The sequence below is a fragment of the Sorangium sp. So ce381 genome (assembly GCF_051473845.1).
GTDB lineage: Bacteria > Myxococcota_A > Polyangia > Polyangiales > Polyangiaceae > Sorangium > Sorangium atrum.
This window is the reverse complement of sequence record NZ_CP150336.1, coordinates 6,653,222-6,673,448: the sequence shown is the minus strand read 5'-3', so window position 1 is coordinate 6,673,448 and position 20,227 is coordinate 6,653,222. Positions and strand designations below refer to the sequence as shown.

The following is a 20,227-nucleotide window of genomic DNA, read 5'->3' as shown; positions in this document are numbered from 1 at the left end:
CCGCGCCCTCGCACCGACGACGTTACGCCGCCTGTCATGCCAGGCGACACCCAGGCCGTCCCTCCCGCAGCGCCGGCGGCGCCCTTCGAGACCCGCGCGGCCCTCTTCGCGTGGCTCGCGCAGCACGGCGTCGCGCACCTGGCCCGGCTGAGCCTCGAGGCGGTCGCGCCGCGCGTCGACCCCACGCTCTGGCCCGAGCTGCAGCTCCTCGGCGCGCGGCGGCGCCTCATCGACCTCGCGAGCGCCGAGGAGCTCGCGAGCGCGCTCGTGTGGCTCGCGCCCTCGCGCCTCGGCCATGTCCTGCCGCCCCTCGTGGCGCGCTTCCTGGAGGACGAGCGCGACGACGCCGCGCTCGCGCGCGCCGCGGCGCCGTCGCTGCTGCGGGCGCCCGAGGAGCCGCGGGCCCTGTCGGCGCACGAGCGGCTCTGCGAGCTGCGCGCGCGCGTGCCGGACGCGGCGGCCCCGCGCCCCGAGCGGGCGCTCCGGGCCGCCGCGCTGCGCTTCGACGCCGCGCTCCCCGGCTTTCGCCTCGACGATCCGCGGCCCTTCGAGGCGCACCGCGCGGGCGCCGGCTTCGTCAGGCCGGAGGCGCGGCTGATCCTCGCGCCCGGGGCCCTCCGCGCCGAGTGCGACTGCGGCGCGGGCGGCTGCGTCCACGTGCTCGCGGCCATCGACGCCGCGCTGCTCTGGCTCCGCCAGCCCCCGAGCGAGGCCTTCTTCCAGGCGCTCGACGAGCTCGGCCGCCCCGCCTGGGAGCGGGCCTTGCAGGCGCTCGACAGGGCCCTCGACGAGGGCCCCGGGGCGCGCGGCGGCGTCGAGCTCGCCTTCCGGCTCGACGTCGTCGAGGCGGCCGGCGTCGTGGTCGCGCCCTGGATCCACCGGCTGGGCAAGAAGGGGCAGCGCGGCGCCGGGGCGCGGCTCGGCAAGAAGCGCCTGCTCCTGGAGCACGGCGGCAAGCTCTCCCCCGAGGACGCCCGCATCGCGTCGCTCCTGCCCGAGGGCAACGCCTTCGCCTCGCGGGCGCTGCTCGACGCGCTCATCGGCCACCCGCGCCTCTTCCTCGACGAGGCGCCCGACGTGGCCGTGAGGATCGAGCGCGCGCCGGTGGGCGTCGTGGCCGAGGAGCGCCACGGCGCCGTGCGGGTGAGCGCCGGCGTCGAGGGTACGGCGCTGCCCCCCGCGCTGCTCGATCGCGCGCGCCGCGCCCGGCCCGAGGAGGTGCTGTTCCTCTGGGACTGGGACAAGGGCGCGCGGCGGCTCACGCTGCTCGACGTCAAGGCCGAGATCCGGGCGCTGCTCGACGTGCTCGCGCGCGAGGGCGACGTCTTCCCGCCCGAGAGCCACGGCGCGCTGCTCGCCGCGCTCTCGCGGTGGGCGCTGCGCGTGCCCGTGGCCATGCCGCGCAGCGTGATGGGCGAGTCGGTCCCGCCGGAGCTGCTCCCGGTGCTGCGGCTCACGGCCCAGCCCCGCGGCGCGGTGGAGGTCGAGCTGCGCGTGCGGCCGCTCGCCGACGCCCCGCCGCTGGTGCCGGGCGCGGGCGCGCGCGACGTCCACGTGCGGCGCGGCGACCGGGCCCTGCACGCGGTGCGCGACCTGCGCCGGGAAGAGGACTTCGCCGCCGCGCTCGCCGCCGCGCTCCCGCTCGCCGGGGCCGAGCCGTTCGAGGACCGCCCGTTCCACTACCGCTTCGCCAGCGCGCAGGGCGCGCTCGATCTGCTCGCGGCCTGCGCGCGGCGCGAGCCGCCCCCGGAGCTCGAGTGGGTCAGCGAGCCCCTGCGGGTCGTGGGCGACGGCGGCCCCCGCGCGCTCAAGGTCGTCCTCGAGAAGCGGCGCGAGTGGTTCGGCGTCCTCGGCGGGCTGAGCGTCGCGGGAGAGCGCGTGGAGCTGGCCCGGCTGCTCGATTCGGCGCGCCGACACGAGCGCTACGTGCAGGTCGAGGCCACCACCTACGTGGAGCTGGGCGAGGCCCTGCGCGCCCACCTGGAGCGCCTGGCCGATCACGTTCACGACGCCCGGCACGGCCTCTCGGTGGGCCCCTCGGCCGCCATGGTGCTGTGGGAGCTCGAGCGGGCCGGCGCAGCGCTCGAGGCGGACGGCGCGTTCCGGGGGCTCGTCGAGCGGGTCGTGGCCGCCGGCGAGCTCTGCCCCGCCGCGCCGGCGGCGCTCGTGGCCGAGCTCCGCCCTTACCAGCTCGATGGGTACCGCTGGCTCGTGCGGCTCGCGGCCTGGGGCGCGGGGGGCGTGCTCGCCGACGACATGGGCCTCGGCAAGACGGTGCAGGCGCTCGCCGTCCTGCTCGAGCGCGGCGAGCGCGGGCCGGCGCTCGTCGTCGCGCCCACCTCGGTCGCCTTCAACTGGCAGGACGAGGCGCGGCGCTTCGCGCCCTCCCTCCGCCTCACGGTCTACGCGGACGAGGCCGATCGCGACGGCGCGCTCGCGCGGCTCGGCCCGGGCGACGTGATGGTGCTCAGCTACGGCCTGCTCGTGCGCGACGCCGCGCGCCTCGCGGCGCGGCGCTTCGCCACGGTCGTCTTCGACGAGGCGCAGAGCCTGAAGAACGCGACAACCCAGCGCTTCCGCGCCGCGAGGGCGCTCCAGGCGGACTTCAGGTTCGCGCTCTCGGGCACGCCGATCGAGAACCACCTCGGCGAGCTCTGGAGCCTCTTCGCGCTCGTCTTCCCCGGCCTCCTCGGCGGCTGGGACGCGTTCCGCGACCGCTACGCCATGCCGATCGAGCGGCAGATCGACCCCGCCGCCGGGCCCGCGCTCGCGCGCGTGCTCGCCCCGTTCCTCCTCCGGCGGACCAAGGCGCAGGTGGAGGCCGAGCTGCCGGCGCGCACCGAGGTGCGCGTGCCGGTCGTGCTCTCGGGCGCCGAGTGGCAGCTGTACGAGGACGCGCGCCTCGCGGCGCTGTCCGACCTCGAGACGAGCCGGGCGGTCCGGCGCGAGCAGGAGCGGCGCGTCGAGGTGCTGGCGGCGCTCACGCGCCTCAGGCTGCTCGCCTCGCACCCGCGCCTCTACGACGCGCGCTCGGCGCTCGACTCGTCCAAGCTCGCGCGCTTCCTCGGGCTCGTCGACGAGCTGTGCGCGGAGGGGCAGCGCGCGCTCGTGTTCAGCCAGTTCACGTCGCACCTCGCGCTGGTGCGCGAGGCGCTCGAGGCGCGCGGCGTCGCGTACGTCTACCTCGACGGCGAGACGCCCCGGAAGGCCCGGGCCGAGCGGGTGCGCGAGTTCCAGGAGGGGTCGGCGCCGCTCTTTCTGATCTCGCTCAAGGCGGGGGGCTTCGGCATCAACCTCACGGCGGCCACCAACGTGATCCACCTCGACCCGTGGTGGAACCCCGCGGTCGAGGATCAGGCCTCGGATCGGGCGCACCGCCTGGGCCAGCGGCGGCCGGTCACCATCTATCGCCTGGTGGCGCTCGGGACGATCGAGGAGAAGATGCTGTCGCTGCACGCGGAGAAGCGCTCGCTCGTGGCCCAGGTGCTCGGCGGCAAGGACGCCGCTGGCAAGCTCTCGACGCAGGAGCTCGTCGGTCTGCTCTCGGCGCAGCTCCGGGGGCCGGACGGCGGCGAGGGCGGGGACGGCGAGCTCTCGGACTCAAGCCCTCCGAGTCGGTGACGGGGTGCTTTGGCTGAAGGTGGGGTCGTTTGAACCGCCAAGCCGCCAAGAAAACACAAAATCTTGGCGGGATGGGGAGATTCCCCCCATCGGCCACCAACGTGAACGTTTACGTAGTCGTGGTCGTGGTCGTGGTCGTTCACGGCCTATCGTTGACGACCACGACCACGACCACGACTACGACTACGTAAACGTTCGGATTTAGGAGAACGCGGCGCGAAGCTTGGTTAACGCCTATGGGGATTCCCCCATTACCCCGAGTCGCGCTCTCTGACTCGCGCTCTTCCTCACCGGAGCGAGATCTGGTGCGCGAACTGCGACTCCTCGAAGGAGTAGGCCCAGAGCGAGGTGTCGCGCTCGTCGTAGAGCCAGGCGTGGACGCGCGGCCCGCCTCCCTGCGCCAGGAGCGGGTAGGTGAGCAGGTGATCGAGCTGGGTCAGCACGTTCTCCTGGGCCGTCACCTCGCGGAGGGCGTCGCGGTGGAGGCCGCCGTAGTTGTGGCGCACGAGGTCGATCGTCGCGCGCGCCGCGGGCACCTGCGACAGGAGCCCGAAGGCCTGCCGATCGCGTTCCCCGTCGAGGAGCACCTCGAGCGCCGCGCACCGGACGTGGCCGCAGATCACGACGTCGTGTGTCTCCCGCATCGAGAGCGACAGCAGGAGCGAAGCATTCTCGCTCTCGGCGTTGTCCTTCCAGGGCGCCACGAGGTGCGCCGGCGATCGGACCTGCGCGCAGGGCACCCCGTCGGCAGCGAGCCCCATCCGTCCGAGGGGGAGCGCGGCGTCGAAGCATGAGATCAGCAGCGTATGGCGGGGATCCAGCGCTGCGGTTGCGCGCCGCCGCCGTGTCGAGGCGGGGGCCTCGGGTGACCTGCTGTTCGAGAGCTGCATCGGTTCTCCTCGCGGACCAGGCGCGGTCCCCGCATGAGTCGGAACGGGGGCGCGTCCGGTTCCCGAGCTCTGCGCGTCGTCAGGCGAGGGGAAGCGGCGCGGGGCGGAGCGGGCGAACAGGACGAGGGAAACCGGGCGCGCGGCGCGAGAGAGGCCGGAGCAGGCGCCGGCCGGAGCGCGCGCGAGCACACGGCGCGAGCCGGCCTAGCGGCGGCGTTCACGGCTCCGTGGGGGCAGGGGCGCCTCGCGCTCGCCGTGGACCGAACGTGAGCGCTACGTCGCCCAGAGCACGGCGAGATCGAGCTCGATGGCCTGGAAGGGCGTGGCGCGGACGCTCGCGGTGTCGCGGTGGGTGGCGATCGGTGCCCAGCTGCGGTCCGCGGCGAGCGTGAAGATCTCCAGGGTCCGCTGGAGGGGCGCGATCAGCCAGACGTGCCGTACGCCCTCGCGCGCGTAGACGGGCATCTTCTCCTTCCGATCGTGCTGCTCGGTCGAGGGGCTCAGGACCTCGCAGATCCAGTCCGGAGCGAGCGAGAAGTAGGGCGTGTCGGGGAGCTCGGGCATGCGCTCCCGGCGCCACCCCGCGAGGTCCGGCACGACGACATCCACGTCGCCTGGCGAGGCCGGATCGGGGAAGTGGATCTCGGGCTCGTCCAGGATCCACCAGCCGCCCGGGCCGTTCTTGCCGTGATCGAAGGGACCGCCGAGCTCGATGCCCAGGCTCGACGCGGCGCGCGCGTGACGCGGCGCTGGTCGGGGGAAGAGGTGAAGCTCGCCGCCGAGGAGCTCTGCCACCTTGTTCGGCGGCGCCGCCTCGAGGTCGGCGTATGTCGCGCGTCGACGCTTTTCGGCGGGATGGCCCATGGGTCCAGCGTGCCCTGGGGGGGGCGGCGAAGCAAGTTGCAAGCCCCAGGCCTCCGCGCAGGGCGGCCGGCCCGCGCGGGCGCTTCGCCGCCCTCACGCCTCTCCCACCTCGCTCGCAAACGCCTGCGCGGGGTCGGCCTGCCTCGCCGCGCCGCCCGGAGGCGCCTTCTGGACGAGGGTCCGCTTCCATCGCCCCGAGGCGTAGTAGGCGGTGCCGGTGATCATCGACACGACGAAGCTCGCCGCGATGGCGTACCAGACGCCCTTCACGTTGCGCATCTCGCGCGAGAGCCAGTACGCGAGCGGGGCGCGGACGACCCAGAGGCTGAGCAGCGTCGTCGCGGTCGTGACCATCGTCGCGCCGGCGCCGTTGATGATGCCGTTGCTCACGAAGGTCAGGCCGAAGAACACGTAGCACGCGCCGACCGTGTGCAGGTACGACACGCCGAGCTCGATGACGGCCGGATCGGCGATGAACACCCTGAGGAGCGCCTCGGGGAACGCGACCGCCACCGCCGAGATGAGGAGCGTCATCCCGCCGCTGAACAGGCAACCCCACGCGAAGATCTCGCGCACGCGGCCGTGGTGCCCCGCCCCCAGGTTCTGCCCGGCGAGCGTCGATATCGCCATCCCCATGTTGATCGCCGGCAGGAAGGCGATCTGGTCGATGCGCGAGGCCGCGCCGAACGCTGCGGTCGCGATCTCCCCGAACCCGTTCACGAGCCCCGTCACGACGACCATGCCCAGCGCCACCACCGACTGCTGGACGGCCGCCGGCACGCCGATGCGGAGCGTCTTTCGGATCGTCGGTCCGAGCTGGCCGAAGCGCGGCCAGCTCGGCGCGATCGGCGACCTGCGGGCGTGGAGGTACAGGTTGAGCGCCACGAGCGCGATGGCCTGAGAGACGAGCGTGGCCCAGGCCGTCCCGTTCAGGCCGAGCTCCGGCAGCCCCAGCCGCCCGAAGATGAGGAGCGGGTCGAGGACGGTCGTCAGCGCGACGGAGCCGAGCAGGAAATAGAGCGGCGTCTTGGAGTCGCCGGTGCCTTGCAGCATGCTCCGGAGCGCGAACATGCCGAAGCTGAACGGCAGCGAGAGCAGGTAGATGCGGAGATAGCTGACCGACGGCGCGAAGACGTCAGCCGGCGTGTCCATCGCGCGGAGGATCTGGGGCGCGAAGAGCTCTCCTAGCGCGGTGAGCAGGAGGCCCAGGCCGTAGATCAGCACGGTGGAGCCGTCGACCACGCGCCGCAGCTCATCGAACCGCCTGGCGCCGAAGCTCTGCGAGACGAGGATGTTCGTTGCCAGGGTCATCCCCATCCCGACGCCGAAGATGGTGAAGATGATCGGGAAGCTGACGGTGACGGCCGCCAGGGCCGCCGTGCCCAGGAACTGACCGACCCAGATGGCGTTGATGAAGCTGTAGGTCGTCTGAAGGAAGCCCCCGATCAGCATCGGGAGGGAGAACGTCACGATATGTCTCGGGATGCTGCCTGTCGTCAGGTCGGTTCCAAACTTCGATTGCATCAGGTTCCTCGCCTGGGAGCGGGTGGAGAGCGGCCTCGTGGTGGCCTGTTCAGTCGCGGCGTAACGTAGCGAACGCGCGGCGACCGTCCACCGTCCACCCCGCTGGCGCGCAGCTTGCAATCGGCCGACGCCGCTGAGCGCTCGAGCCCAGTCCAGGCGCGCCAGCGAGGAGAAACGACATGTCGAAAGCGAAGTCCGCGAGCGCTTCCCGGAATCCGGGAGCGCGGCCCGCGTCGTCCGGGCCTTCCGAGGCGTCCCTGCCGCTGGCGCTCACCGCGGCCGAGCAGGACCTCCTGGGTCGCGCTCTCCGGTTCCTCGTCAACGTCCAGGCGGCGCCGTTCATCGCGCGGGCGCGTCGCGAGGGCTACGCGGCGAACGAGCACCGCGAGGGGTGGCGGTTGTTCAAGCTCGCCGCGGGCGAGCAGCGCCCGCTCGAGCACCTCTTCGCGGAGGCCGCGAGCGGCGGGGGCGTCGAGGGGGCCGAGCGGATGCAGCTGCTCCGGGAGATCGACGTCTTCGAGAACACGTGGTTCCCGCGCACGCGCGCGATCATCCGCCGCGTCGTGGCGCGCGAGCGGCGCGAGGGCTTCGAGGCCGCGTTCTTCAAGCACCTGGAGCCGCAGCCGCTCGGGTCGACGGTGACCACGTCGGTCGGGACGTACCTCCGCCGCCTCGAGGGGCTCGCCAGGAACAGCGATGGTGACGCGAAGAAGGTCCACAGGACCCTCGCGGCGCGCGGGCTGACCGAGGCGAAGGTGCAGCAGGTGCGCGATCTGCTCGCGAGGCTCGAGGCTGGCGCCGGCGCGCAGGCGCAGCCGCCTCGGGTGCCGGCGGCCGAGCTGGCGAGGGCCTGGCGGGAGCAACGGGAGGGGCTCGAGGGCCTGCGGGACTGGTTCAACGACTGGGCGACGACGCTCCGGCAGGTCTTCCCGGTGAAGGCGCAGATCCAGCTCGGCCTCACGGCCGTGAAGCGCACGGCGGCCGCCGCCGGAGAGGTGATCGAGGAGGACGTGCCCCTCGACGAGGACGAGGGCGCCGAGGGCGAGGCCGCCGGCGCGGAGCCGCTGCTCGGCTGACGCTCTTCGGCCGCCGCGGTGCCGGACCGGCGCCCGCGGCGCCCACGCCGCCAGCGCAGATCCCGCGCGCACGCGCACAGGCCACACAGGGGGCGGACGACGGGAGCCCGGGCGGCGCCAGGCCGCGGAGGCGGTACGCAACCGCTTGCTCTCTTCCGCAATGGTTTGCGGCATCCGGCAACAGGTCGCGCTCCGAGGGCCCCGGCGGGACGTCCCGTACGGTACGAGCACGGCTGCGCGCAGGTGGCCGCGCTGCGGGCGGGACTCCTCGCCCCGTCCACTGGGCTCGTCGTCCGAGCCACGACCGGGGTCGTCGCCTGAGCCGCGGTTCGAGATCGTCGCCTGAGCCATGACTGGGCACGTCGCCTGAGCCACAGCCCGGCTCCTCGCCTGACCCCGAGCCATGACTGGACACGTCACCGAGCCATGACTGGACACGTCGCCTGAGCCACAGCCCGGCTCCTCGCCTGTGCCACGACTCGGCGCCTGGGAATTGCCGCAATACCGAGCGGCCTGAAATGGGGGAAGAAAAGGAGGAGAGCGACGGGAGCGCTGGTGTCAACCGGTGTGTAAGGAGAGGGGCTGACGCATCGGAGGCGCCGACACCGGACGATGTGGGGAGGTATGCTATAGAAGCTTCGACAGGCAGCGACGGTCGGCTGCTTGAGCATCGGTCCGGGTAGGCCGTCGGGTTCTCTCGCCAGAGCGGCGCGACGAATTCGACATTCAGGAGCGTTGCGTGTCGACAGGGGGTGGGGACGTTTCGTCCGGAGCCGCCGCGCGGGCGTGGCAGCGATCGGAGGGGCCAGGATGAGCCGCGAGACCCTCGCGCCAGGGACGGTGTTCCAGGGTCGCTATGAGATCCTGTCGTGCTGCCGAGCGAGCGGCCGAACGGTCGTTTACAGGGGCCGGCGCATCCGGGGCGGTCGGCCGATCGTCCTCCAGATTCTCCGCCTGCCTCGGGATGGAGACGGCGGGCACCATTCGCGGCGCTCCGTCTCGCGGTTCCTGCGGGAGATGCGCTCTGGCACACGGCTCCAGAACTCCCCGATCATCCGGCCCGTCGACTGGGGGCACGCCGGCGGGGGGCAGCTCTATACCGTCTTCGAGCTCATGCCGGGACACACCCTGCGGGAGGTGATGCCCGCGCAGGATGACCCGCGGCAGCCCGCGCTCGGCGCGACCCTGCCGCAGGCGACGCTCGATCTCGAGGAGGCGCCGCACCGCGACGCCGAGGCCCAAGAGCAGAGACAGCCGGACCGACCCGGATCGAGCGGAATGCGTGGCGAGTCGACCGAGACGACGCTCGCGCTCGCCAGCCTGGCACCCACGGAGGCGTCGGCCGGCGTGACGCCCGAGGAGCGAGCGCGCGAGGCCGCAGCTCCATCGGTGCACGTCGCGCACGACGAACATGCCGCAACCACGGTGGGGGGCGCGACGCCGGCGGGGAGCGAGCCGGGCTCCGCGCTGCCGGACGTCGGCGGCATGATCAAGCACTACGAGATCATCCGCAAGCTGGGCCGGGGAGGCATGGGGATCGTGTACCTGGCCAGGGACACGAAGCTCGGGCGCCTCGTCGCGATCAAGCTGCTGCTCGAGTTCAGCGGGCAGGGGAACGAGCGCTTCCTGGACGAGGCGCGGGCCACGGCGCGCTGCCGTCACGAGAACATCGTGGTGATCCACGAGGTGGACGAGATCAAAGGACACCCGTACCTGGTGCTCGAGTACATCAAGGGCCGCACGCTGAGCGAATGGCTGGCCCAGCGCGAGCACCCGAGCGCGCCAGGGCCGCTCGCCGCGATAGGGCCGTCTGGCCCGATGTCGCCTGGCCAGGTGGTCGAGCTGATGATCCCGGTGATCCGCGCGCTGGTCTGCGCGCACGAGCTCGGGATCGTGCACCGCGATCTCAAGCCCGAGAACATCCTCATCGACGACACAGGGAGCATCAAGGTGCTCGACTTCGGGATCGCGAAGCAGCTCGACCTCAGGGTGATGTCGACGCTCACGGGCGCGCAGGCGACGCTCGCGCGAGGCCACGGCGATGGCCACCGGAGCGGGCTCATCGGCACGCCGGCCTACATGTCGCCGGAGCAATTGCTGGGCGGGGACGTCGATCCTCGCTGCGACCTCTGGGCCGTGGGCATCCTCCTGTACACGCTGCTCGTGGGGGTGCACCCGCTCGATCCGTTCTCGGTCGCGCGGCTCGCCGACATCGTGAAGCTCGATCTCCCGATGCCGCGCGTGGCCGCGCGGCGCCCGGACGTGGGCGCGCTCGGCGACCTGGTCGATCGCTGCTTGAAGAAGCGCAAGCACGAGCGCATCGGCTCGGCCAAGGAGCTGCTCGCGGAGCTGGAGGCGCTGCTGCCCGGTCGAAAGGCGCTCGAGCTGGGCGACGACGAGAGCCCTTTCGCAGGGCTTTCCGCGTTCCAGGAGTCGGACGCGGCGCGCTTCTTCGGCCGCGATCGCCAGATCGCCGCCACGACGACGCGGCTGCGCTACCAGCCGCTCCTCACGGTCGTCGGCCCGTCGGGGGCGGGCAAGTCGTCGTTCGTGCGCGCGGGGGTGATCCCGGCGTTGAAGCGCTCCAGCGAGCGGTGGGAGACGTTCATCGTGCGGCCGGGGCGCCGGCCGCTGTCGGCGCTCGTCGATGTGCTCGCGCAGGTGGCCGAGGCCGAGGCGGCCAGCTCGGGGTCCGGATCGGCCGAGCTCGCCGACCACGACGGGATCGTCGCCACGCTGCGCGCGCAGCCGGGGCACCTGGGCGCTCGGCTGCGCGCGCGCTGCCGCCGTGAGGGGACGAGGCACCACGCGCTGCTCTTCGTCGATCAGTTCGAGGAGCTGTACACGCTCGGCGCCAGCCGCGAGGAGCGGGCCGCGTTCGTGGCCTGCCTGGAAGGCGTGGCCGACGACGCGTCATCGCCCCTCCGCGTGCTGCTCGCCGTCCGCTCCGACTTCCTCGATCGCATGGCCGATGATCACGACTTCGTGGTCGACGTGACGCGCGGCCTGTCGCTGCTGCCGCCGATGGGGCGCGACGGCCTGCGCGACGCGCTGACGAGGCCGCTGGAGGCGGCCGGTCACCACTTCGAGACGGCCGAGATGGTCGGGGAGATGCTGGGGACGCTCGAGAGTACGCGCAGCCCGCTGCCGCTCTTGCAGTTCACGGCCGCGAAGCTGTGGGAGGCGCGGGATCGCGAGCGCCGGCTGCTGACGCGAGACAGCTACGAGAGGCTGGGCGGCGTGGCCGGCGCCCTGTCCGCGCACGCGGACGCGGTGCTCTTGGCGCTGCCGGCGCGCGAGCATCGGCTGGCCCGGGCGGTGCTGGTGCGCCTCGTCACGCCCGAGCGCACGCGCGCTGTGGTCAGCCTGGAGGAGCTCCACGGGGTGGCGCAGAACGGCGAGGGGCCTGCGGGCGAGGCGATCGATCAGGTGGTCCAGCACCTGGCCGGCGCGCGGCTGCTGCTGATCGAGACCGGGGGCGAGCGCGAGGGCACGACGGTGGAGCTCGTGCACGAGTCGCTGATCGAGCGGTGGCCCAAGCTCCGGCAGTGGCTCGCCGAGGGCGAGCAAGACGCGCAGTTCCTGGCCCGGCTGCGCGCCTCGGCGCAGCAGTGGGAGGCGAGCGGCCGGGCCGAGGGGCTGCTCTGGCGCGACCGCGCGGCCCAGGACGCGAGGGCGTGGTACGAGCGCCGGCGCGCCGCGCAGGGCGCCGACGGGCGAGCGGGGCTGGGCAAGCGCGAGGAGCGCTATCTCCTGGCCGTGGTGGAGCTCGCCGAGCGCGCGCGGCGCTTGCGGCGGCAGCTCGCGATGGGCGTGATCGCGACGCTCAGCGCGTTCGCGGTCATGGTGTCGTACCTGGCGATCCGCGCGCAGGCGGACGCGCAGCTGGCGCGCAACGCCACCCGCATGGCCGCGGCGCGCGAGCTGCAGTCCGATCCGACGACGGTGCTGGCGCTCTTGCGGGAGGTCGAGCCGCCCGAGGTGCCGCGCGGGTGGGCCACCCTCGCGCGCTGGGCGCTGCACAGCTGGGTCGCGCGCGTGGTGCTCACCCATCCGGATTTCGTCATCCGCGCGGCGTTCAGCCCCGACGGCAAGCACGTCGCGACGATCTGCGCGGACAGGGCCGTGCGGGTGTGGAACGCCGATGGCACGGGCGAGCCGCTGGTCTTTCGCGGCCACGAGGGGCCGATCAACTCGGTGGCGTTCAGCCCCGACGGCGCGCGCATCGTGACGGCGTCGGACGACAGGACAGCGCGGGTGTGGAGCACCGAGGGCACCGGCGAGCCGCTCGTCCTCCGCGGTCACGAGGAGGGGCTCTATTCGGCGGCGTTCAGCCCCGATGGCGATCGCATCGTGACGTCGTCGTTCGACAGGACAGCGCGGGTGTGGAAGGCGGATGGCACGGGCGAGCTCCTCGTCCTCCGCGGTCACGCGGAGCCGGTCTATTTCGCGGCGTTCAGCCGCGACGGCGGTCGCATCGTGACGTCGTCGTTCGACAGGACAGCGCGGGTGTGGAACGCCGATGGCACGGGCCAGCCGGTGGTCCTGCCCGGTCACGAGGATGCCGTCTACTCGGCGGCGTTCAGCCCGGATGGCAAGCGCGTCGTCACGGCGTCGTGGGACAAGACGGCGCGGGTGTGGAACGCCGATGGTACGGGCGAGCCCCGGATCCTGCGCGGTCACGAGGACGTCGTCTACTCTGCGGCGTTCAGCCCGGATGGCGAGCGGATCGTCACCGCGTCGTGGGACAAGACGGCGCGGGTGTGGAACGCCGATGGTACGGGCGAGCCGCGGATCCTGCGTGGCCATCAGGATCGGGTCTACTCGGCGGCGTTCAGCGCCGACGGCAGGCGCATCGTCACGGCGTCCTATGACAAGACGGCGCGGGTGTGGAACGCCGAGAGCACGGGTGAGCCCCTCAGCTTCCGTGGGCACGAGGATGCGATCTACTCCGCGGCCTTCAGCCCGGATGGCGAGCGCGTCGTCACGGGGTCATGGGACAAGACGGCGCGCGTGTGGAATGCCGACGGCTCGGGAGAGCCCGTGATCCTCCGTGGGCACGAGGATGCGGTGTTCTCTGCGGCGTTCAGCCCCGATGGCAGGCGCGTCGTCACCGCGTCCGACGACAAGACAGCGCGGGTGTGGAACGCCGACGGCTCGGGAGAGGTGCTGGTGCTCCGCGGTCACGACAACAGGGTTCGAGCTGCCGCGTTCAGCCCTGACGGCAAGCGCATCGTCACGGCGTCATGGGACAAGACGGCGCGCGTGTGGAACGCCGACGGGTCTGGAGAGCCCGTGACGCTCCGTGGTCACGCGGACCGGGTGCGTTCGGCGGCGTTCAGCCCCGACGGCAAGCGCGTCGTCACCGCCTCGTATGACAACACGGCGCGTGTGTGGAACGCCGATGGCACGGGCGAGCCGGTGGTCCTGCGAGGGCACGATCGTTGGGTCGTATCGGCGGCGTTCAGCCATGATGGCAAGCGCGTCGTCACGGCGTCGTGGGACAAGACGGCGCGGGTGTGGAACGCCGACGGCACAGGAATGCCCGTGGTCCTGCGCGGTCACGAGCACTGGGTCAATGCTGCGGCGTTCAGCCCCGACGGCAAGTATGTCGTCACCGCGTCCGACGACAGGACGACGCGGATATGGAATGCCGACGGCACGGGCGAGCCTCTCGTGCTGCGCGGGTCCGACGCGCCCGTCAACGCCGTGGCGTACAGCCCCGATGGCAAGCGCATCGTCACCGGGTCCGACGACAAGGTCGCGCGGGTGTGGACCGATCTCGAGCCGCTCCGCGGCGTCGATGACCCGAAGCTCTGGACGGCGACGACCTACTGCATGCCCGTCGAGCGGAGGATCGAGCTCCTTCGTGTGCCCGAATCCGCCGCCCGGGCGAGCCAGGAGGCCTGTCTGCGGCAGGTCGCCGCGGTCCGCGCGGACGCGCCGGGAGGTCAGGCGGATCCGGGAGGCCGGCTGGGCAGCACGGCCGGCCGATGACGATCACCCTTCCATCGAGCGCACGCAGGCTCACGCCCGCGAATCCGCGCGCCCTCACGCCGCCCGCAGCCGCCAGACCGCGGGCCGCACCAGCAGGAGCGGCGCTGCGAACCCCGCGATGACGAACGCCCAGACCGTCGCCTCCACGCCGATCCGCCCCGCGAGCCAGCCGGCTGCCAGCGTTCCCGCCGGCAAGAGCGCCCCGGTGAGCACGTGGAGCGTGGCGTCGACCCGGCCGAGCACGTGCAACGGCAGCATGGATTGCCGGGCGCTCACCGCGTGGATCATGAAGGCCATGAGGAACGCGTCCCCGACGAGCTGGTGCACAACGAGGGCAGGGACCGCGAGCCGCCCGAGCTGCGCGGCCAGCGGGATGAGCGCGCAGCCGGCCTGACTCATGAACAGGCTGAGGATCATCGCCGGCCCGGCGCCGAGGCGTCGGCCCAGCCACCCCGCGAGGAAACTGCCGCCCAGCGCGCCGATGCCGCCCGCGCTGATGATCAGCCCGACCGTGGTCGTGTCCAGCAGCAGATGCTCCAGGAGATAGAGCATGTACAGCGCGGAGAAGACCCCGCCGAGCAGGAGCGCGTGGGCGCCCATCGCCAGGAAAGTCGCCCCGACCACGGGGTGGCCCAGGCCGTGGCGCAGCCCCACCCGGAGATCCTCGACCAGCGAGGCGCCTCCATCGCCTCCGCCGCCCGCGGGGACGGCAGGCGTCTCCGCCGCCCGGATGCGTCCGAGGAGCGCCGCCGACACGAGATACGACAGCGCGTCCACCACCATCGTCACCGGCGCCGTCAGCGCCTGGATCAGGATGCCCGCGGCGCCGGGGCCCGCGATCTCCGCGGCGGCCTCGGTCCCCTCCAGCCTGGCGTTCGCCTTGACCAGGTGGTCCTGCCCCACCAGCGCCGGCAAGTAGGCGTTGTCGGCTATCTGAAACAGGGAAGTGGCCATGCCCACCAGCGCGGCCACCGCGGAGAGCTGGAGCAGGGTCAGTGTGCCGGTCCAGGCCGCGATCGGGACCGAGAGGATCAGCGCCGCGCGCACGAGATCCGCGCCGACGAGCAGCGGCCGCTTGCGCGAGCGATCGACGAGCCCGCCCGCGAAGAGCCCCACGAGGACGCCCGGCGCAGTGGACACGGCGGAGAGGACCGCCACGCCCGACGCATCGGCCCCGAGGCTCACGATGGCGATCACGGGCAGCGCCGTCCGGCTGACGCGGCTGCCCACCGCGCTCACGGCCTGCGCCGCCCAGAGGCGCAGGAAATCGGGGTGGCGCGACAGGCCGGCGGGCGGGGAGGACATGGACCGGGGCGCGAGCAGAGCAGAAAGAGGAGGGAAGGAGAAGCGCGCACTATCGAACGAACATGGCCGCCCAAACGGCTCTTCATATGCCGTCGCCACGTCGATACCGTCCATCGAGGACGCAGCTCGCTGATCGCGCCGGGGCGCCCGCATCCCGCTCGCCTCTCCGGGCAGGCGCGGCTACGAAGGCAGCTCTGGAGTCCCACGCGACCATGCCCACGCTGCTGCGTTCACCGGCCATGAGGCTCGGCGCCGCGCTCGTCGCGATCGCGATGGCGCTCGTCGGCTTCCTGCCCCTCTTCGACGGCCCCGGCTACGAGAGCGCGCTCGCCGCCGGCCTCATCGTCCCGGCCGCCGCGGCGATCGTGACCGCCCTCGACGTCGCCGCGCATCGGCCGCCGCCCGTCGAGGCGTTCCGCCGCGGCGTCGCGAGCGGCGCCCTGCTCGCGGTCGTCGCGTACGCCACCACGCTGGCGCACGGCCTGCGCGCCGGCTTCTGCGACGTGCTCGGCGGCTCGGCGCACTTCGCCCTCGGGCCCGGGCTCGGCGCGGCGCTTGGCGGCGCCTGGGGCGCCGTCGCGGGCGAGCTCGCCGCCGGCATCCGGCGCGACGAAGCCGCGCCTCCACGCCCGGCGTGGCGGCGCCGGCTCGTCGCCGTCCTCGCGGCGCTCGCCGCCCCCCTCGGCTCGATCGGCGTGAGCGCCGTCCGCTTCTACACGAGCCCGATCGTCTTCGCCTACGACCCCTTCGCCGGCTTCTTCAGCGGCACCCTCTACGACACGGTCGTCGACGCGTCCGGGCTGCTGACGTACCGCGCGGGGACGCTGGCCACGCTGTTCGCCGCGTCGGCGCTCGCGCAGCACCTCGTGCACGACGCGAGCGGGCGGGTGTCGTTCCAGCTGCAGGGCCGGCCCGGGCTGCTCCTGCTCGGCGTCGCGAGCGCCGCGCTGAGCGCCGCGACCGTCCTGGAGGGCGAGCGCCTCGGCCACTTCCAGACCTCCGAGAGCATCGCGGCCGAGCTCGGCGCGCTCTCGAAGGGCCATCGCTGCGAGGTCGTCTACCCGCGCGGGATGCGCGAGGCCGACGTCCAGCGCTTCGTGCGCGAGTGCGACGCCCACATCGAGGCCGGCGAGCGCTGGCTCGGGGCGCCCGCGGTGGTCGACGGCGCGCCGCTCCGGGTCCGCGCCTACCTGTTCGAGAGCGCGGCGCAGAAGGGCGCGCTCATGGGCGCGTCGCGCACGTACGTCGCGAAGCCTTGGCGCCGCGAGGTGTACCTGCAGGCCGCCGGCTACCCGCACCCGACGCTCGGGCACGAGATCATGCACGTGCTCGCCGGCGCCTTCGCCCGCGGCCCGTTCAAGATCGCCGGGCGGCTCGGCGGGTGGCTCCCCGACCCGGGGCTCATCGAGGGGATCGCCGTCGCCGGCTCGCCGAGGGAGGGCGAGGACCTGAGCCCGCGCGCGTGGGCCAAGGCGATGAAAGATCTCGGGATCCTGCCGCCGCTCGCGCGCCTGTTCGCGCTCGGCTTCCTCGCCGAGAACTCGTCGACCGCCTACACCGTGAGCGGCGCGTTCGTCGGCCACGTGCGCGCGACGTACGGCGCGGACGCGGTGCGCGCCTGGTACGGCGGCAAGGCGCTGCCGGAAATCACCGGCGCCTCGTGGGCGGTGATGGAGCGCGCGTGGCACGCCGATCTCGACGCGCTCACGCTCCCCGACGCGGCGAAGGCGCAGGCGAAGGCCCGCTTCGATCGGCCGGCGCTCTTCGAGCGGCGCTGCCCGCACGTGGTCGACGCGTGCACCCACGAGGCGGAGGAGCTGCGCGCGCGCGGCGACCACGAGGGCGCCATCGATGCGTACCGGCGCGTGCTGTCGCTCGACCGGAGCCCCGCGCCGCGCATCGCCATCGCGGAGACGCGGCTCGCCAGCGACGCGCCCGGCGAGCGGAGCGAGGGGATCCGCGAGCTCGAGGGCGTCGCCGGGGACGCGTCGATCCCGCGCCACCTGCGCGACCGCGCGGCGGAGCGGCTCGGCGACGTCGCGCTCGCGGCGGGCGACAGGGAGCGCGCGGCGGCGTGGTACCGCGAGGTCGCCGGCCGGCTCGTCGACGAGGACCGGCTCCGGACGCTCGACGTGAAGATCGCCGCCGCGAACGACGAGCGCGCCCGCGCGGCCATCGTCGAGCTGCTGATCGGCACGCGCGGCGGCGCGCCCGACAGGCTCCGGGCGGCGGAGCTGCTCGGCGCGTGGGCCGCGCAATCCCCCGGCGATGGCCTGCCCAACTACCTGCTCGGCCGCCATTACCTGAGCGACGGCCGCTTCGACGAGGCCGCCGATCGCCTGGACCGGGCGCTCGCGGCCCACCTGCCCGTCCAGCGGGTCTGGATCGAGGCCGAGCGGCTCCGGCTCGTGGTCGCGTGCGGCGTCGAGGACGTCGAGACCGCCCGCAGGATGTTCGCCCAGTACGCAGCGCACGACGGGGCCGCTGGCACGGGGCCGGCCGTGAGCGAGGAGCGCCGGGACGCCGCCCTCCGCCTGCTCGAGCGCTGCGCGGGCGAGGCGGCCTTGCCTACGTCCCCGGCGACCGCGGGCGACCCGCCGGCCGGACAAAAGTGAAGAATGCCTCTCGTCCCTGCGCGCTGACGTGGTGAGATGTCGTGGAAATGCACGCTGAGCCTGCGAGCGAGAGGGTTGGCCGCCTCGTCGCGCTGAACGCCGTCCTCACCGTCGTGGCCCGCCACTCGAACCTGCTCCTGCCGAGGCCGTTCGAGGAGCTCGCCGCGGCCGTCGGCCGGTTCGCCGCGTTCCAGCTGCTCGCGGTGGTGTTCCCGGAGCCGGAGGGCGGGCTCCGCGCGTACGCGGTCTTCCGCGGCGACGCGCTCGCCGCCGCCCCGTTCGGCGCGCGCCTGCCGGCGCCCGCGGCGCTCTTCCGGCGGGTGTTCGCCGAGGGCGAGCCGTTCTCCTGCGACGACAACCGCGCGGGGAACGCGCTCGCCCAGATGGGGGCCGGCGAGGGGTGTCTCTCGTACGTCGCGCTCCCGGTGCGGGCCGCGCCTCCGGGCGCCGAGCCCGGCCACCCCGCGCGCTCCGGGCCGGCCGGCGCCGGGGCCGGCGGCTTCGGCTGCCCGATCATCGCGGCGCTCGTCGTCGGCTACGGAGACGCCGGCGCGGCGGCCTCGGCGCCGATCCCGCTCCTCGAGGAGATCGCCGACGCGCTCGGCGCCGGCCTGGATCGCTCGCTGCGCGTCGTCGCCGGGGAGCGCGAGGCCGCCGAGCGGCTGCTCAGGATCCGCGAGCTCGAGGAGCAGCACAGGAACCTCCTCGACAACGCGCCGCTCATCATCTTCCGGCTCGACCCGGAGTCCGGCGAGCTCTCGTTCCTGAACCGGCACGCCGAGCGGCTCCTGGGCGTGCCGGTGGCCGAGGCGCTCAAGACGCCGGGCTTCCTCGGGGAGGCGCACGCCGATCCCGAGGGCGTGATGTGCTTCGAGGACGCCGTCGCGCGGGCCAAGCTCGGGGCCCCGTCGGCCTCCTACGAGGCGCGCCTGCGGCGGCGGGGCGGCGACGCGATCACCGCGCGCGGCACGGTGTACCCGCTCGTCTCGGATCGCGGCCGGGTGGTGGCGATCGAGGGCGTCCTCGCGGACGTGAGCACCGAGCACGCGGCGCGCACGCGGCTCATCCAGGTCGATCGCCTCTCGACGCTCGGCACGCTCGCGGCCGGCGTGGCGCACGAGATCAACAACCCCGCGGCGTTCATCCTGCTCGGCCTGGACATGCTCGACCGCCTCCTGCGCGGCCCGAACGTGCGCATGGAGGGCAGCGCCGCCTCCAGCGCGTCGGAGCTCGTGAAGGAGCTGCGCGACTCGATCAAGCGCATCGTCGACATCGTCCGCGATCTCAAGCTGTTCGCGAGCCCGCCGCAGCCGGAGGGCTCGCGGCGCACGCTGACGGACGCGAACCGCACGGTCGAGTCCGCGCTGAGCCTCACGCGCGGCCAGATCATCGAGCGGGCGCAGATCGTGAAGAACCTCTCCGAAGTGCCGCCGATCCTCATGGATGACGGCCGGCTCGGCCAGGTCATCGTGAACCTCCTCGTCAACGCGGCCCAGGCGATCCCGAAGCCGAGCTCGAAGCACGAGGCCCGCGATCAGACGGTGACGGTCGAGACGCGGAGCGACGGGGAGACGGTCGAGATCGTGGTGAGCGACACGGGCGCCGGCATCGCGGAGGAGAACCTGCCGCGCATCTGGGCGCCCTTCTTCACGACGAAGGGCCCGGAGGTCGGCACGGGGCTCGGGCTGTCGATCAGCCGCGAGATCATCGAGCGCGCGGGCGGGCAGATCACCGCGGAGAGCCCGGTCCCTGGGCGCGTCCCGCCGGGCGGCGCGCGCTTCATCATCTCGCTGCCCGCGGCGGGGCGGACGGACGAGGCGACGCCGAGCGTCTCGCCGGTGCCGCGGCTCGTCTCGAAGCGGGTGCGCGTGCTCGTGGTGGAGGACGAGGCATCGCTCGCCCGCGCGCTGTCCGATCAGCTGGGCCGCGTGCACGAGGTGGCGCTCGCGCCGAGCGCCGACGCCGCGATGGGGATGCTCGCGGGCGGGCAGCGCTTCGACGTCGTGCTCTGCGATCTGCGCATGCCCGGCATGTCGGGCGACGTCTTCTACACGCGGATCCGCGAGAGCGATCCTGTGCTCGCGCAGGGGTTCATCTTCATGACCGGCGTGGGCTTCGGCGCGGACGTCGAGCGGTTCCTCGCCTCGTCGGGCCGCCCGCTCCTGGAGAAGCCGTTCTCCGCCGAGGACGCGCTCTCCGCGATCGCCGAGGTCGTCTCCGCGAACTCTGCGCCCCGCGCGGAGGCGCGCGACAGCAGCAGGTAAGCAGCAGGTAGAAGCGCTCGCGCTCTCACCGGCGGGACGCCGCCGCGCGTCCGTCCACACCGCGCGCGCGA

The 20,227-nt window shown here is 73.4% G+C and carries 9 protein-coding genes; 5 read left to right on the top strand and 4 right to left on the bottom strand.

Annotated features, from left to right (window positions below; genetic code table 11):
• The first annotated feature begins 36 nt into the window (after positions 1 to 36).
• Positions 37 to 3,621 (top strand): SNF2-related protein, encoded by a 3,585-nt coding sequence (locus tag WMF29_RS24750; protein ID WP_437322609.1) that lies wholly within the window; start codon positions 37 to 39, stop codon positions 3,619 to 3,621.
• Positions 3,622 to 3,908: 287 nt separating this feature from the next.
• On the opposite strand, the gene WMF29_RS24745 is transcribed toward WMF29_RS24750, so the two are convergent.
• The 3 genes from WMF29_RS24745 to WMF29_RS24735 form a co-directional block, all read right to left on the bottom strand.
• Positions 3,909 to 4,511: a carbonic anhydrase gene (locus WMF29_RS24745; RefSeq protein ID WP_437322608.1), complete on the bottom strand. Its 603-nt coding sequence runs from the start codon at positions 4,509 to 4,511 to the stop codon at positions 3,909 to 3,911.
• A gap of 273 nt (positions 4,512 to 4,784) precedes the next feature.
• Positions 4,785 to 5,375 carry a Uma2 family endonuclease gene (locus tag WMF29_RS24740; protein ID WP_437322607.1) on the bottom strand — a complete coding sequence of 197 codons (591 nt, stop codon included), beginning with the start codon at positions 5,373 to 5,375 and terminating at the stop codon, positions 4,785 to 4,787.
• A gap of 93 nt (positions 5,376 to 5,468) precedes the next feature.
• Positions 5,469 to 6,899 carry an MATE family efflux transporter gene (locus WMF29_RS24735; protein ID WP_437322606.1) on the bottom strand — a complete coding sequence of 477 codons (1,431 nt, stop codon included), beginning with the start codon at positions 6,897 to 6,899 and terminating at the stop codon, positions 5,469 to 5,471.
• 179 nt (positions 6,900 to 7,078) lie between these two features.
• On the opposite strand from WMF29_RS24735, the gene WMF29_RS24730 reads away from it, so the two are divergent.
• On the top strand, positions 7,079 to 7,975 hold the full coding sequence (locus WMF29_RS24730; protein ID WP_437322605.1) for a hypothetical protein: 897 nt from the start codon (positions 7,079 to 7,081) through the stop codon (positions 7,973 to 7,975).
• A gap of 810 nt (positions 7,976 to 8,785) precedes the next feature.
• The gene (locus WMF29_RS24725) at positions 8,786 to 13,972 is read left to right on the top strand and encodes an nSTAND1 domain-containing NTPase (RefSeq protein WP_437322604.1); all 5,187 of its coding nucleotides are present in this window, start codon (positions 8,786 to 8,788) and stop codon (positions 13,970 to 13,972) included.
• Between the two features lie 54 nt (positions 13,973 to 14,026).
• Here WMF29_RS24725 and WMF29_RS24720 read toward each other — a convergent pair whose 3' ends face one another.
• The gene (locus tag WMF29_RS24720; protein ID WP_437322603.1) at positions 14,027 to 15,277 is read right to left on the bottom strand and encodes an MFS transporter; all 1,251 of its coding nucleotides are present in this window, start codon (positions 15,275 to 15,277) and stop codon (positions 14,027 to 14,029) included.
• 212 nt (positions 15,278 to 15,489) lie between these two features.
• On the opposite strand from WMF29_RS24720, the gene WMF29_RS24715 reads away from it, so the two are divergent.
• Both WMF29_RS24715 and WMF29_RS24710 read left to right on the top strand, forming a co-directional pair.
• Positions 15,490 to 17,892, top strand: a complete 2,403-nt coding sequence (locus WMF29_RS24715) for a hypothetical protein (protein ID WP_437322602.1) — start codon at positions 15,490 to 15,492, stop codon at positions 17,890 to 17,892.
• 47 nt (positions 17,893 to 17,939) lie between these two features.
• Positions 17,940 to 20,156, top strand: coding sequence for a hybrid sensor histidine kinase/response regulator (locus WMF29_RS24710; RefSeq protein ID WP_437322601.1), 2,217 nt, complete (start codon positions 17,940 to 17,942; stop codon positions 20,154 to 20,156).
• The last annotated feature ends 71 nt before the right edge of the window (positions 20,157 to 20,227 follow it).

Coding starts and splice junctions, on each gene's coding strand:
- WMF29_RS24750 (WP_437322609.1), top strand. CDS start 37: ATGCCAGGCGACACCCAGGCCGTCCCTCCCGCAGCGCCGGCGGCGCCC.
- WMF29_RS24745 (WP_437322608.1), bottom strand. CDS start 4,511: ATGCAGCTCTCGAACAGCAGGTCACCCGAGGCCCCCGCCTCGACACGG.
- WMF29_RS24740 (WP_437322607.1), bottom strand. CDS start 5,375: ATGGGCCATCCCGCCGAAAAGCGTCGACGCGCGACATACGCCGACCTC.
- WMF29_RS24735 (WP_437322606.1), bottom strand. CDS start 6,899: ATGCAATCGAAGTTTGGAACCGACCTGACGACAGGCAGCATCCCGAGA.
- WMF29_RS24730 (WP_437322605.1), top strand. CDS start 7,079: ATGTCGAAAGCGAAGTCCGCGAGCGCTTCCCGGAATCCGGGAGCGCGG.
- WMF29_RS24725 (WP_437322604.1), top strand. CDS start 8,786: ATGAGCCGCGAGACCCTCGCGCCAGGGACGGTGTTCCAGGGTCGCTAT.
- WMF29_RS24720 (WP_437322603.1), bottom strand. CDS start 15,277: ATGTCCTCCCCGCCCGCCGGCCTGTCGCGCCACCCCGATTTCCTGCGC.
- WMF29_RS24715 (WP_437322602.1), top strand. CDS start 15,490: ATGCCCACGCTGCTGCGTTCACCGGCCATGAGGCTCGGCGCCGCGCTC.
- WMF29_RS24710 (WP_437322601.1), top strand. CDS start 17,940: ATGCACGCTGAGCCTGCGAGCGAGAGGGTTGGCCGCCTCGTCGCGCTG.